15 protein-coding genes are annotated in these 13,262 nt (G+C 40.0%); 9 read left to right on the top strand and 6 right to left on the bottom strand.

All coding sequences use genetic code 11. The features are described from left to right. Positions 1-93: 93 nt before the first annotated feature. From QE429_RS22895 to QE429_RS22880, 4 genes are all read left to right on the top strand, one after another. On the top strand, positions 94-438 hold the full coding sequence (locus QE429_RS22895) for a PadR family transcriptional regulator (protein ID WP_307290318.1): 345 nt from the start codon (positions 94-96) through the stop codon (positions 436-438). After that, the gene (locus QE429_RS22890) at positions 435-776 is read left to right on the top strand and encodes a DUF1048 domain-containing protein (RefSeq protein WP_307290317.1); all 342 of its coding nucleotides are present in this window, start codon (positions 435-437) and stop codon (positions 774-776) included. The genes QE429_RS22895 and QE429_RS22890 overlap by 4 nt, the downstream gene beginning before the upstream one ends. A 325-nt stretch (positions 777-1,101) precedes the next feature. Then, entirely contained in the window at positions 1,102-1,863 is a 762-nt protein-coding gene (locus tag QE429_RS22885; RefSeq protein WP_307290315.1) for an ABC transporter ATP-binding protein, read from the top strand. Further along, positions 1,864-2,613 (top strand): ABC transporter permease, encoded by a 750-nt coding sequence (locus QE429_RS22880; protein WP_307290314.1) that lies wholly within the window; start codon positions 1,864-1,866, stop codon positions 2,611-2,613. It abuts the gene before it with no gap. A 181-nt stretch (positions 2,614-2,794) separates the two neighbouring features. Here the strand turns inward: QE429_RS22880 and modA are convergent, their stop codons facing one another. The 3 genes from modA to QE429_RS22865 form a co-directional block, all read right to left on the bottom strand. Beyond that, a complete protein-coding gene (gene modA / locus QE429_RS22875) occupies positions 2,795-3,583 on the bottom strand; it encodes a molybdate ABC transporter substrate-binding protein (protein ID WP_307290313.1) in 789 nt (262 codons plus the stop codon). A 75-nt stretch (positions 3,584-3,658) separates the two neighbouring features. Continuing rightward, the gene (locus tag QE429_RS22870) at positions 3,659-4,573 is read right to left on the bottom strand and encodes a phosphotransferase (RefSeq protein ID WP_307290311.1); all 915 of its coding nucleotides are present in this window, start codon (positions 4,571-4,573) and stop codon (positions 3,659-3,661) included. An 82-nt stretch (positions 4,574-4,655) separates the two neighbouring features. After that, entirely contained in the window at positions 4,656-5,357 is a 702-nt protein-coding gene (locus QE429_RS22865; RefSeq protein WP_307290309.1) for a DUF421 domain-containing protein, read from the bottom strand. A gap of 188 nt (positions 5,358-5,545) precedes the next feature. Between QE429_RS22865 and QE429_RS22860 the strand changes: the two genes are divergently transcribed. After that, complete coding sequence (locus QE429_RS22860) at positions 5,546-5,830, top strand: hypothetical protein (protein WP_307290306.1); 285 nt, start codon at positions 5,546-5,548, stop codon at positions 5,828-5,830. A gap of 91 nt (positions 5,831-5,921) precedes the next feature. On the opposite strand, the gene QE429_RS22855 is transcribed toward QE429_RS22860, so the two are convergent. Both QE429_RS22855 and QE429_RS22850 read right to left on the bottom strand, forming a co-directional pair. Further along, on the bottom strand, positions 5,922-6,659 hold the full coding sequence (locus QE429_RS22855; protein ID WP_307290304.1) for a hypothetical protein: 738 nt from the start codon (positions 6,657-6,659) through the stop codon (positions 5,922-5,924). A gap of 117 nt (positions 6,660-6,776) precedes the next feature. Then, complete coding sequence (locus QE429_RS22850) at positions 6,777-7,358, bottom strand: YitT family protein (protein ID WP_307290302.1); 582 nt, start codon at positions 7,356-7,358, stop codon at positions 6,777-6,779. Between the two features lie 169 nt (positions 7,359-7,527). Here QE429_RS22850 and QE429_RS22845 point away from each other — a divergent pair, with 169 nt between their 5' ends. Beyond that, positions 7,528-8,349 carry an STAS domain-containing protein gene (locus tag QE429_RS22845; protein WP_307290300.1) on the top strand — a complete coding sequence of 274 codons (822 nt, stop codon included), beginning with the start codon at positions 7,528-7,530 and terminating at the stop codon, positions 8,347-8,349. Between the two features lie 54 nt (positions 8,350-8,403). Here the strand turns inward: QE429_RS22845 and QE429_RS22840 are convergent, their stop codons facing one another. Next, a complete protein-coding gene (locus QE429_RS22840; protein WP_307290298.1) occupies positions 8,404-9,306 on the bottom strand; it encodes a DMT family transporter in 903 nt (300 codons plus the stop codon). Positions 9,307-9,458: 152 nt separating this feature from the next. Between QE429_RS22840 and QE429_RS22835 the strand changes: the two genes are divergently transcribed. The 3 genes from QE429_RS22835 to QE429_RS22825 all read left to right on the top strand — a co-directional run bounded on the left by QE429_RS22835 (position 9,459) and on the right by QE429_RS22825 (position 13,222). Beyond that, positions 9,459-10,067 carry a sterol desaturase family protein gene (locus QE429_RS22835; protein ID WP_307290296.1) on the top strand — a complete coding sequence of 203 codons (609 nt, stop codon included), beginning with the start codon at positions 9,459-9,461 and terminating at the stop codon, positions 10,065-10,067. Positions 10,068-10,210: 143 nt separating this feature from the next. After that, positions 10,211-10,579: a Gp49 family protein gene (locus tag QE429_RS22830; RefSeq protein WP_307290295.1), complete on the top strand. Its 369-nt coding sequence runs from the start codon at positions 10,211-10,213 to the stop codon at positions 10,577-10,579. A gap of 279 nt (positions 10,580-10,858) precedes the next feature. Then, the gene (locus QE429_RS22825; protein ID WP_307290293.1) at positions 10,859-13,222 is read left to right on the top strand and encodes a glycoside hydrolase family 10-like protein; all 2,364 of its coding nucleotides are present in this window, start codon (positions 10,859-10,861) and stop codon (positions 13,220-13,222) included. The last annotated feature ends 40 nt before the right edge of the window (positions 13,223-13,262 follow it).

The raw sequence follows: 13,262 nt of genomic DNA, 5'->3' as shown, positions 1-13,262 counted from the left end.
AGTAATCAGTAATACTGAATATAAGTAACACAAAATACCTGTGTTACAGAGTACTGAAAAAATTATAAGTAAAATATAATTGGAGGTAAAGAATTGGATAATATCACGGAAATGTTGAAAGGGGTGCTTGAGGGTTGTGTGCTGGAAATCATTAGCCGTGGCGAAACTTATGGCTATGAAATCACGCAACAGCTACGAGAACTTGGCTTCACTGATGTAGTTGAAGGCACAGTTTATACGATTACCATGAGGCTTGAGAAAAACAATCTGGTGGACATCGAGAAAAAACCATCCACTATGGGACCGCCGAGAAAATTTTACACACTCAACGCAGCAGGTCAAGAGCATCTTGAAATTTTTTGGAGAAAATGGGATTTCGTCTCAAGTAAAATTAACGAACTCAAAACTAATAAAATCAAAAGGAGAGAAGTAAAATGAATATTTTTGAAAAAATTATCGGAAGCCTGGATGACAAGCGAGAATGGAGGGAGATGGAGGCGCGTGCGAAGGCACTTCCAAGTGAGTACCACAACGCTTACAAAGCTATCCAAAAATATATGTGGACTGCTGGTGGTGGTCCCACAGACTGGAAGGACAGTAGCCGTATCTTTAACGGCATTCTCGATCTCTTCGAGGAAGGTGTAGCGGAAGGTAAGAAAGTCACTGACCTTACGGGCAAGGACGTGGCTGCTTTCTGCGACGACCTAGTGAAGGATGAGCAAACTTGGAAGGATAAGTATCGCAAGAAGTTGAACGATACGATTGGTCGTGACTAACGCGAAAGCCTGCCTAGCATCGACACTAACGACACGAAACGTTACTGGGGATGACTTGGCTTCCCTTGCCGACAACCTAGTGGCAAACGCTAAAACCTTGTCGACACGTATCATGAAGATTTTAATCAGAGATCTTGAATCCATTGGGAAAAAAGTAAATTCAATAAATCATTCCTACTGAATAGTGGTAAAAATGTAATGTCACCTTTACTATTCAGTTATATTTTTAATCTGGTAGTAAGTAATACTGAATATCAGTCACACTGAATAGATGAGTATAGAATATCTAGCGTTTTGCTGCGCATTTTATAAGGAGGAAAAAAGTATGGACAATGCAGCGATTTCTGTAAAAGGGTTAAAAAAATCCTTTAAAGACAAGGAAGTCTTAAAGGGGGTGGATTTTGAGGTGCGCCGTGGCGAAATTTTCGCACTGCTGGGCTCAAATGGAGCGGGCAAGACGACGACGGTCAACATCCTCTCGACGCTGATGAAGCACGATGGTGGCGAAGTAGGTATTTGCGGCTTTGACATCCAGCGTCAACCAGATCATGTTCGCCAGAGTATCAGCCTGACAGGGCAGTTCGCAGCTTTAGACGGCTTGCTCACAGGAAGGGAAAATCTGATGATGATCGCCAAGTTGCGGGGAGTTTCCAATCCCGCGCAAGTCTCCGACAATCTGCTTGCAAGGTTCAGTCTGACCGATGCGGCCAACCGCCGGGCAGACCAGTATTCCGGCGGGATGAAGCGCCGGCTTGACATCGCCATGAGCCTGATTGGGACGCCAGCAGTCATTTTTCTCGACGAACCGACCACAGGGCTTGACCCCGAAGCACGGATTGAAGTCTGGAATACTGTCAAGGAGCTTGCCGGTGGCGGCACGACCATCTTGCTGACGACCCAGTACCTGGAGGAAGCGGAACAACTGGCGGACCGAATTGCCATCCTGCATGGCGGAAAAATCATCACGACAGGTACCCTTACCGAACTCAAAGAGATGTTCCCGCCAGCGAAAGTGGAATATATCGAGAAGCAGCCGACATTGGAGGAAATTTTCCTCGCGATTATTGGTAAAAAGGAGGAGATGTAGATGGAGAGCAAGACAGGGGTATTACTAGGACGTTTAATGCGCAACATCATGCGCAGCCCGGATACGATTATCACGGTGGCGATTACGCCGGTTATGATGCTGCTGCTATTTGTCTACGTATTTGGCGGCGCCATAGAGACGGGAACGGACAACTACGTCAATTATTTATTGCCGGGAATCTTGCTGATAACTATCGCATCCGGGGTAGCTTACACTTCCTTGCGGTTGTTTAACGATGTAAAGAGCGGGCTGATGGCACGTTTCGTTACCATGCCCATCAAGCGCTCATCGGTATTGTGGGCTCACGTGTTGACTTCGCTTGTTTCCAATGCGCTTACTGTGGTGGTGGTTATTCTCGTCGCTCTCTTGATGGGCTTCCGTTCCAGTGCTGATATCCCGGAATGGCTCGCGGTAGCTGGGATACTTGGGCTGTTTACGATGGCGCTGACTTGGCTGGCGCTCATTCCTGGATTGAGAGCGGGGTCTATGGAAGGGGCGACAGCCTACTCGTACCCGCTGATTTTCCTGCCGTTTATCAGTTCGGCCTTTGTCCCCACCGAAACCATGCCTAAAATTGTCCGTGCGTTCGCTGAGAACCAGCCAGTGACTTCAATCGTGAATGCGATTCGTGCCCTCTTGTATGAAGGGTCTGTTGGCAACGGTATCTGGATTGCGCTTGCCTGGTGTGTCGGCATTATGGTCATCGCTTACTTCATCGCTTATAAAGAATTTAAACGCCAGTTAGGGTAAGTACACCATTATGGAATTAGCCAAATCAATAGTCAATCTGCCACGATAAATGTATTTGCTACAAATGGAAGGCTGCTTAAATGCAGTGCAACCATCGATGAAATCATGAAAACCCACAAATATGGGATTAAAAAAAGTGAGCCCCTTAATTGAAAGGGGCTATACTTGTAATTATAATAAATTACTTTAGACTCTTAAATCCATACTTTTCAAAAGTCTTCATCGACTTTTCGTTTTGCAGATAATCATAGAATAGTTGCGATTCTTTGGAATGGGAAGATTTTTTTATTACTCCTAAAGGATAAACAATAGGAGCGTGAGTGTTTTCCGCAGCAGTTGCGACGATTTTAACCTTTTTTGAAATCAATGCGTCCGTTTTATATACAATTCCCGCGTCCACATTGCCCGTCTCTACATATGTAAGCACTTGGCGAACATCCTTAGCAAAGACCACTTTCCCTTCAACATTTTTCCAAACACGTAGGTTTCCTAAAGTGTCCTTTGCATATTGACCTGCAGGCACAGCTTCCGGGGTACCGATGGAAATTCGATTAGCTTTTGGCAGGTCTTCGAATGCTTGGATTTTTTTATTGGAATTCTTAGGGATGACTAACACCAATTCATTGCCGACTAAATCGAGTCCTTTGCTTTTTTCAATCAGTCCATCGGTTACGAGCTTATCAAATTTGTCTTCTGCAGCAGAGAAGAATAGATCAACGGGTGCACCTTGAGAGATTTGCTGTTGGAGGGCTCCTGAACCTCCAAAGTTATAGTTTACGACGATATTGGGGTGGTCCTTTTTAAATGCTGCATTAATTTCAGTTAAGGCATCTTGTAAACTAGCCGCTGCTGAAATCGTTATTTCTACTTTCTGTTCTTCTAGCTTTTTAGTTTGTTCCTTACTCGAGCAACCTGTCATTGCAAATAAAAGCAGTATCATTGAAAAAAATAAAATAAATCGTTTGTTCATTGTCGTCTCCTAAAATTATTTATAACTAATTATAATTAGTTATAACAAAAAAAGACTATAAGGAACATCACATATTCATCCTTCTAATGCTAAAAGCAGAGTCGAACGACTTTCTTCCACTAAGCCTTTATCCATGAGGTCCTCCCCGTATAATAGAAGGACAAGAAGCGAGTAAATGGCTTTAAACCTGGCTACTTTTTTCACTTCAAGTTGAACATCACCATATAAACGGAAAAATAGTTCTCGGCCTTCTGCTGGTAGAAAGCTATAAACAATCGATAAATCTACCGCAGGGTGGCCGATATGGGTATCGCCCCAATCAATCATTGCAGAAATCTGTCCAGTATTATTTACTAGCATATTGCGGATATGTAAATCTCCATGAACGAGTGTCTTCGTGTCATCCTCTAATGGACTTTTGATGGTCGAAAGAAACGATTCCAACAGTTCCACAGTATGTTGGTCAATTAGGTCCTTGTTCCGTGCCTTTTCTATATTCCCTTCAAGCAGGGGCTTTCTTTTAATAATATTCATCCGTTCTATTTGGTCATAAGGTACTTGTAGTTTTTTCGCTTCAATCAAGGGAAAATCATGCAGGGTCCGTAAAAATTGCGCCAAAGGTTTTACTGACAACATTCGCTGTTCCTTTGTCAGCTTGGCAGGTGTTTTTCCAGGTAAGATTTCGTAACCTCCGAAAGGCCATGGATAATCTCCTTCTGGTGTGCCTCGATACTTAGGGTTCGGTATGGGAATTGGTAGCAATGGCTCAATCACCGGAAGAAGTCGGTTCTCGGTTTGAATCAAGCTGGCTGCTAGTTCCTTTCTAGGAAAACGAAAAACATATTGTTGGTTTACAAGAAATACCGTATTATCAAAGCCCTCACCCAATACCTTTAGGGATGCGGGTTTCAGCTGCGCGAACTGTTTTTCAATCAACTCTATAGCTTCTCGTTCTGAAATGACTCTTTCTGGCGACCATGGCTGGCTCATTCTATCAACTCCAGTCTTACATGTTTACATTATAATACAGTAGCGGCACTTTTCTAAGCCAATACGAAACGCAGCCATCAGTTTAAGATTGCTGCGTCATGTTATGGTCTTGATATAAATCTATATAAAGATTTCCTTGTGTCCCCACCACTGCGTATAGGATATCAGGAACCTTAATGTTCCTTTTTTGGAGTTCAGCCTGTAGCCAATCTTCTGTATATGATGAGTTGGTAAGGCTGTCTAACAGAATCTTACCATTGATGACGAGCTCAACTGGTATCTTATTGGGGGTAAGGGATAATTGTAAATCTTTCCGCGTTACATATTGGTACTCGGCTTTTTTTAATACAGACAAAGAGCCGCTTACCTCTAGGATCGCCCACTCAACTTCTTCGATGTTAAAGATATCTTTGCTACGTAATTCCTGCTTTAGAAGATCTAATGAATAACCAATCTTTTTTAATGAGCCCTCCATGATCTTCCCTTCATGAATTAATGTCGTGGGTTGCCCCGAAATCAATGCCCGTAAGTGATGGTTTTTCACAGAAAGGATATTTAATGTAAAAATAACAGTACCCATAATAGCAAATGCAAGGATAAAGTATAGGAAGCTAATATTATGATTAAAGGCTAGGTTCCCCGCAATAGTGCCCATGGTAATAGTTGCGATAAATAGGTGGTAGGTTTTTTGAAAAATCGTCTGTTTCCCGAGCATATGGACGAATATCCATAAAATAATAAAGGCTGTTAAGGTTCTAAAAATGATTTCTAATGGCCCTGACATCACTTTCTCCCTTGCAAAACATCATAATGAATGAAAACTTTAGTATGGGTGTTATTTTGTTCCTTCTGAAGGGGATTATTCTTTTTATGCCTTTTATAGAGATTTATTTTTTTCGTCAAAAATTATAGGTTGATAATAAATGGATAAAATATTGTTGAATCATAAGTCAATTTAAAGGTGTGAAGTAAATGGATTTTCCAACAATACATACAAATTTTTGGGATGCTGTCATTGCCGTACCACTAGTCTTGGTGCTGACACAGCTAATCAAAATTTTTCTAAAAGTTCCAAGAACATTCATACCTACTGTTGCAACAATTTTGGGATTAGGTATTTCCATTTTTATTAGTCATCGCCATCACCTATTTGCTGGGGTTTTTATGGGATGGTTTTATGGATCGGCAGCAATCGGATCGTATGCTTCATTAAAAACCACTTTTTTGGCATTCAGAAATAAATATAACAATGATTAACTATTGAAGGTGATTTTAATAAAAAAGGGATTGCAGAAGCAATCCTTAAAAACTTTTCCGTAATAAATCGTTCTGAACCCTTAATAGAAAATCAAGTTTCTTGATACGCATATGTTTCCTTCATTAAATTTTGATACTGTTCAAATAGGTTGATAGCGGTCTGATAATCTTCGCTGTCTGCATTTCCATCTGCCTCAAGCTTTTCTTTTAATTGAAGGCAAGAACCTTCCCATTCCTTTAGGCTCTCCATATCAAAGAGTTTTGAAAATCTGGGTTTCATATTTTCCCAATTGGAATACATGTTCAGGCACCAAGTTAACAATTCATCCCGATATCGATGGCTCTCTTCAAATTCCACATGATGATCAGATTCTATCTCCGTATCAAATGAATTTTCATGGGGGGAGTGACTCCCTACATTCATACCGGATTCCATTTCTTCTGGAGAATCATCCTTTTCCAAAGACTCCTCAAGCGAGTGGGACAGCTTTATTTCCATATCGTGATCAACTTCCACCTCGGTTTCCACATGTTCTGCCACAGCGTGATCGTCTAATTCCGAACGGTTTTCAACATCTTCGTAAGCATTCAACACGCTGGACATTCTTTCCCAATGTTCAAATAAGTGTTTCGCTGACTGATACTCATCAATGCCCGCCTCTTGATCTGTTTGTAACATTTCTTGTAATTGAAGGCAAGAACCTTCCCATTCCTCTAAGCTTTCCAGATCAAAGATTTGTGATAACCTTGGCTTCGTCAATTCCCAATTCGCATAAAGGTTTTGACACCATTCCAACAAATCGTAGCGGTATTGTCTTTGTTCTTTCATTTAGAAACATTCTCCTCACTCACGCAATTTAATTATTTTTTATAATGCTTTAGTGTTTCGTATTCCTAGTCAACACAATTTCATACTATGTAGAATGATTGTCCTAGGTTTAGACATTTACCTATTTAAAAAATAACCGCCTTCAATGATGGAAGTGGTTAAGCCTACTGTAGAAATGGCCACGCATGAATAAAAGAAACTGTCTGCTGACAATACCGTAGCACCTGCTAAAACAATGAGACCATCGATGAAGATAATGACAAGGGCTAAGTTTAAGGAAAATGATCTTGAAATGATTTTAGCGAGTAAATCTGTCCCTCCAGTGCTTGACTTATATTTGAGCATTAGTCCAACGCCTATTCCAATAATGATTCCTCCGATTACAGCTCCTGTAAAGTGAGAGACAACAAATTGAGTACGCAGGGGAGCAAGCAAATCAATGAAAATAGAAGAGACCAACAACCCTTGTAAACTACTAAAAAAATATCCTCTTTCATTCATTGATGCGAATAAACAAATAGGAAGGCTTAACGCCACCATTGTAATTCCTGTTCTGAAATGAAAGAAGTAATGAAGAATTAATGCAATACCCAGGATTCCGCCATCAATCAAATAATTAGGCACGAGGAACCCATTTACCCCAATTCCTATTAACAGACTGCCGATCATCATAGCCATAAATTTCTGAATAACAATCACCTTGTCCTGTCTTTTTACTCTATGAATATGTCATTTACTTGAAATTAAGAATTTTTATATAGTGAATGAGAAAAAATAAAATTTTTTTACAAATGAGGTTTATTCATCCAAAATGAGGGTATACACGATGTGTTATTTATGTGAGGTGTACATAAAGGGGGAGCAAGTTTTGGAAAAGTTCTATGATACGGCAAATATTTCGGTATATATTAATAAGCATAAGGAAGAGTTTCAGCAGAAGCTCTTATCAGAGGCAGTCAATGTTGCTTCTAATATTGAGGGGATTTTAAGAGAAGGGAATATTGATTTATTGAAAAATGCACAAAGGCTTGTTCAATACGTTGTAGAAGATCGAAAAGATGAACTCATTTCTTTTGCCAATGAAGAAGGAATTGCTTGGGCAAAGTTTTCATTAACTCTTGCGTTCAAATTAGAATGGGTACATGCAATCCGACGAGCTTTATGGCATTTTATTAAGCTTTATGACCAAATTAATGAAAATACATGTTTTCAAGATGATTTTTTTGATTTAGAACACAAGGTTAATGATGGGATTGATGAGTTTTTAAATACGTTTTTCATCAGCTATTCTCATTTTAAAGATGAATTACTACTTACTCAAAGAAAATTAGTGGAACATTTATCGGTTCCAATCATTCCTGTTAGCGAGACGGTTGCCGTGTTGCCGTTGATTGGCACGTTTGATTCCTATCGCATGGACATTATTGAAGAGAAGGTATTAACGGATATTGCAAGACTCCGGGTTCTTACACTGATTATTGATCTATCTGGAATTTCAGACATGGATGAGATCACTATTTCCCATTTCCAAAAAGTGTTGGTTGGCATCACCTTGATGGGAGCGAAATCCATCATCACCGGTTTACGCCCTGAACTTGTGAGACGCATGGTTCATTTAGGAATTGATCTTTCTAAGTTTACAGAAACAAAAGCAACGCTTCAGCAAACATTAAATAAATACTTAGTTTAATTGGCAAAAAGAAAATCCGCCTTCACTGGGAAGGCGGATTATTTTGTTAACGATTTATGATGTGGTAGTGGGGCTTTGCCCGTTTTTTGCGAATTTAACTTCGAGCCGTTCACTTATAAAAGTAGAGCCGAGAACGAGGACGCCACCGAGAATTTGCATCCATGTCATACTTTCACTTAAGAAAATTGCTGCAATGATGACGGCAGAAATTGGATCAATATAGCTGAGAACAGCAATGGTTTGCCCTTTTAACTGTTGTATAGATGTAAAGTATAAGAAGTAAGCCAACCCGGTATGTACAATTCCGAGAATTAGAATAAACATGATAGAGGTTGAATCTAATCCAGAAAACTGAAGATTTCCCTGCCACAATATATAGGGCAAAAGGACAATCGCACCTACCATTAACTGCACTAAGGTGAGTTCAAAACCAGATAAGTTTTTGATGAATTTGTTCATTAACACGATGCTGGCATAGAACGCAGCCGCTAACAGGCCGTAGAAAATACCAACTGCATGGTTCTGAGCGCCACTTGGGCTGCCCGCCCCCGTATAAACCACTAAAAATAGACCGATCATGGCTATTGCGATACAAGCAACCTTTAAGCTTGTTAGCTTTTCTTTTAACACCCATGGAGCTAAGATCATCACAAAGATCGGGGCGAAATAATAGCTGATGGTCGCGTTGGAAATGGTGGTGTAATGATAGGATTGAAATAAAAAGATCCAGTTTAGGCCGATCGCTGCCCCAGACAACAGGAGTAGTAGGGCATTTTGTTTTAACGCCTTAAAAGACGGCTTATGTTTGACTAGGAAACTAGCAGCAAGCAGGAATAAGCTGCCAATGACCCCTCTTAAAAAAGCAATTTCACTTGAAGACAGGTGAATCTTTTTGACAAACACACCGATGCTGCCAAAAATGAGCATGGTGATGATGAGTCTCATCTTTCCGTTCATGTTGAACCCCCTCCTAATTATTTCTAATAAAATCACAATTTTTGTCATTGTACAACTGTTTTTTTTTACAGGAATAACATGCCTAGATTTTAGTCATATTTTTTCTGGAAGACTATAAACTTATAAAAATAGTAGATAAAGGTGAGTGGACCATGAAGAAGATTTATCGAGACTTCTTTTTGCATTTTGATATTCTCATCCTGTTTTTGCTTGTGATCTCTGGCTCCATTTACGTGCTTATTGTGGGAGTAGAGATGGTATTTTGTTATTATTTCTTGATCGGCTTTTTGACCTTTGCTCTCAGTGAATATTTGACGCATCGCTTTTTCTTTCATTTAAAAACTCCTAAGAATCCACTCTTTTTGAAGTTCCTCAAGAGAATTCATTACGACCATCATACGTATCCAGACGATTTAAAGCTTTTGTTTCTACCGATTTGGTACAGTCTGCCGAACTTTCTAATGATTTGTGCGATATTCTATTTCTTTACAGGTAATTTTACCGGAACTGTCGCGTTTGGAATCGGGTTAATGGTTATGCTGCTAATCTATGAATGGAAGCATTATGTAGCACACCGGCCGCTGAAGCCAAAGACGAAATTCGGCAGATGGGTAAAAAAGGTTCACATTTTACATCATTATAAAAATGAAAACTACTGGTATGGCGTTAGTACGCCGTTTGCTGACTTCTTGTTTGGTACGTTTAGAGATGAAAAAGAAGTTGAAACGAGCAAGACAGCGAAGAGTTTGGAAAAGAGGTAATCTTGTAAGATTAGAAACAGATTAAATTTGCGGTACCTTCGATTCGTTGAAGGTATTTTTTTGTGGATATGAAATATATAAAGTAACACAGCAAAGAAATTTTCATCCTATTGACCAATCAAGTAAAAGGGAGAGCGATTCGTATGTTCATCGATAGTATTTGTCCAAAATGCGGGGAAATCAATCTAGTCGAACATAAAGGGGAAAAGATTCTGTTAGTCACCTGTAAGAACAAGCATATGTATGATCATATAGTGATCCCCTATTCTCGTACCCAGCCGATAAAGGATGAAAAACGGGCGAAACTAGAGGAAATGATTGTGGAAAAGAAGTTTCATCGGATGAGTGAGAAATCTACAATTTGTCTATTAATATTTAATAATGGTTATGAAATAGAAGGGCGCTCCACTGTTCGTGATGTAGCCGATTTCCGCAATATTGTGGGTAAGGATAAGGCTTACGAGCAAGCCTTGAAGAAGGCGATGGTGGCGTTAGGGGCGTTTTTAGTATAACAAGCTAATTACAATAGAATAATTGAGTAAGCGGTATTTCGTTAATCGAGATACCGTTTTTTTATACCTAAATGAATTGTGTAGGTAAAAAGTCCCTTGGATTTAATTGCCACTTGCTTTAAAATGAAAACTAATTTCATATTATTTAGAAACATGAAAATTATTTGAATAGTTTTGTGTTTACGAATAAAATGAAAGCGCTATCCAAAATACTGCTTCTTAGTTCAATCATTCATTCATTTGACTAGTGCTAGTAACTACTAAAAAGGAGATGGGAACATGAGTAAAAAGTTTAAAGTAGTGGCGGGGTCTGTCCTTGCATCAAGTCTAGTATTCTCTTCAATTGGAGTAGGCAAGCATGTTTCAGCAGAAAGTAACATACCGGTTAATGTTCTATCGGTCCTAGACCAGTCAGGTGATCAGATAGTGATTAATGGGATTAATCAAACAACAAATAATAACAAGCTCATCCTTTTTAATGACAATTTTAGTTACTATACAGAGACACAAAAAGGGAGTATCGAGGTTGTACTTGAGAAGACAGGCTTGAATACATACCGTGTAGCAAAGGAAACAGATGGTGACAGTGCCATTCCGGAAAACGGTTTGGTTCTCTCTACGGGTAGTGTGACAACGGAGGCCATTAGGGCATTTATACAACAGTTGAAAGATGGAGAAACCGTTAAATTGTTGGAGCCTGTAGAAAAGCGTGAACAAAAGCAAGCTCAAGCGGTTGATCCCACTCGTGAATCGAATCCAGCAGGTGCTCCATTTGATGGTTATCGAGGTCCAGATCAACTGATTGTCTATACACCGGCTTTTGGTGAGTCGACTAAAACCAATCCATATGGGTATGAGATTACCGTAGAAAATGGCTTTGTCACAAAGTTGGGCGGAGGGAATTCAAAGATTCCGAAAAATGGGTTTGTTGTGAGTGGACATGGTGTGGCCTCCCAATGGATTTCAGCTAATTCCATAATTGGTGCAAAAGTTTCCTTTAATGAAAATGGGGTAGTAGAGATTGTCCAGGACGTGGATAGCTTTCAATTTCAAAGCCTTCAAGCCATCAACCAAGCAAAAGCATCAATGGAAAATGCGAAAAAGGCATTCTTAGATGTGCCATTGGATCAAGCGGATGAGTCAATTCAAAAAGCAGAGGCGTTAATTGCTGAAGCGGATCAAATAAAGGCAAATGACCCAGAGAAAGCTCTTGATCTTGTTCGGCAGTCAACGCAATTTGCGTATGATGCCTATTATTATTCAACTCCTTCAGAAGTAGCAGAGCAACGAGCGATTTGGTATCGTCCGGAAGAAACAACACTACAAGGGGTACAGCAGGTATTGGATCGAATGGAGAAGGCGGGTTTTAACTCGGTGTACCTAGAGACTACTTTCTGGGGTTATACCATTTATCCAAGTAAAACCATGGAATCCTATGGGTTACCGACACAGCATCCAAGATTTGAAAATGGAAACTATGGACCATACGGGAAAGACATCTTGAAAGCATACATCATGGAAGGTAAAAAACGAGGGCTTACGATTCAGGCCTGGACAGACGGATTTATGATCGGTCATAGTAGCCTTGGGTTACCGTCACAGTTTAAAAAGTATCCAGAATGGGCGGCAACGCAACGTCAAAATACTAGCGGAAAACCACAAGCGGATTCTTCTAGCAACTATTATTGGCTTGATATTGCTAATCCTGAGGTACAAACCTTTATGTTGGATATCTATAAAGAAATGCAATTAAATTATGATATTAAGGGATTAGATATCGACTACATGCGCTATCCTCATCAAAAGTTCGAGCAGAGCTATGGTTTCAGTGAAAAAGTTAGAAGTCTTTATAATGAACAATTTGGGGTCGATCCGTATGAACTGAGTCCAACAAATACACCAGAGCAATGGAAGAGCTGGGAGGATTGGCTGCGTGCACAAGAAAATAGATTTGTGGATGAGCTTCATACTCAAACAAAGGCAATTAATAAAAAGTTTATGTTAACGGCCACTCCGGAGCCTGGGGCTGAAGCCGTGTTAATCCAAGACTGGAAGGATGATCTTGACGGTGTCATTCCACAGGCATATGGACATGACTTTAACAGCATTCAAAGTACAGTTAATGCTAGCAAAAAATTAATGCCGGAAGGAACGATGTATTACACAGGCATTTATTCGTTCTATCATCATTTAAGTGAAATGGCGAGTGTCAATGATGTAATTTCAGCTAAACATGGAACAAGTGGTGTCAATATGTTTGCTTTCGGTCAAGCTAGTGCTCCTTCGATTGATGCCTTAGGAAAAGGTCCGTGGAGAGAAAAAGCTATTAATCCAGGGGAAGAGCCGATTAAAGCAACAGTAGCCCAATTGAAGGAAATGACGAAACAACTTAACCATATTTATATTCCAAAAGGGGCAGTGGAGCAGCATCAGGGTATTGCTATCAAGCAGGCCGTGAATAATCTTAGAGCATTGGTAGAAGCAAAACCTGCGGAAAGTGTTAAGGTCTTTGATGAAGTAGTGGAACAAGTGGATCGTGCTCTAGCATCGAATCAAATAGATGCGAAAGTGGGGGAAAGAATTAAGAAACAGATCCGTGATAGCAAAATGTGGGTGAATTATTCGTTGAAACACCAACAATAGTATCATCGCATGGGAAAGGCAGATTGAGGTGGAATCTGTC

Source organism: Bacillus sp. SORGH_AS_0510, from assembly GCF_030818775.1.
Taxonomy (GTDB): domain Bacteria; phylum Bacillota; class Bacilli; order Bacillales; family Cytobacillaceae; genus Neobacillus.
Note: the sequence above shows the minus strand (reverse complement) of the source record. Positions and strands in the feature narration are given on the sequence as shown.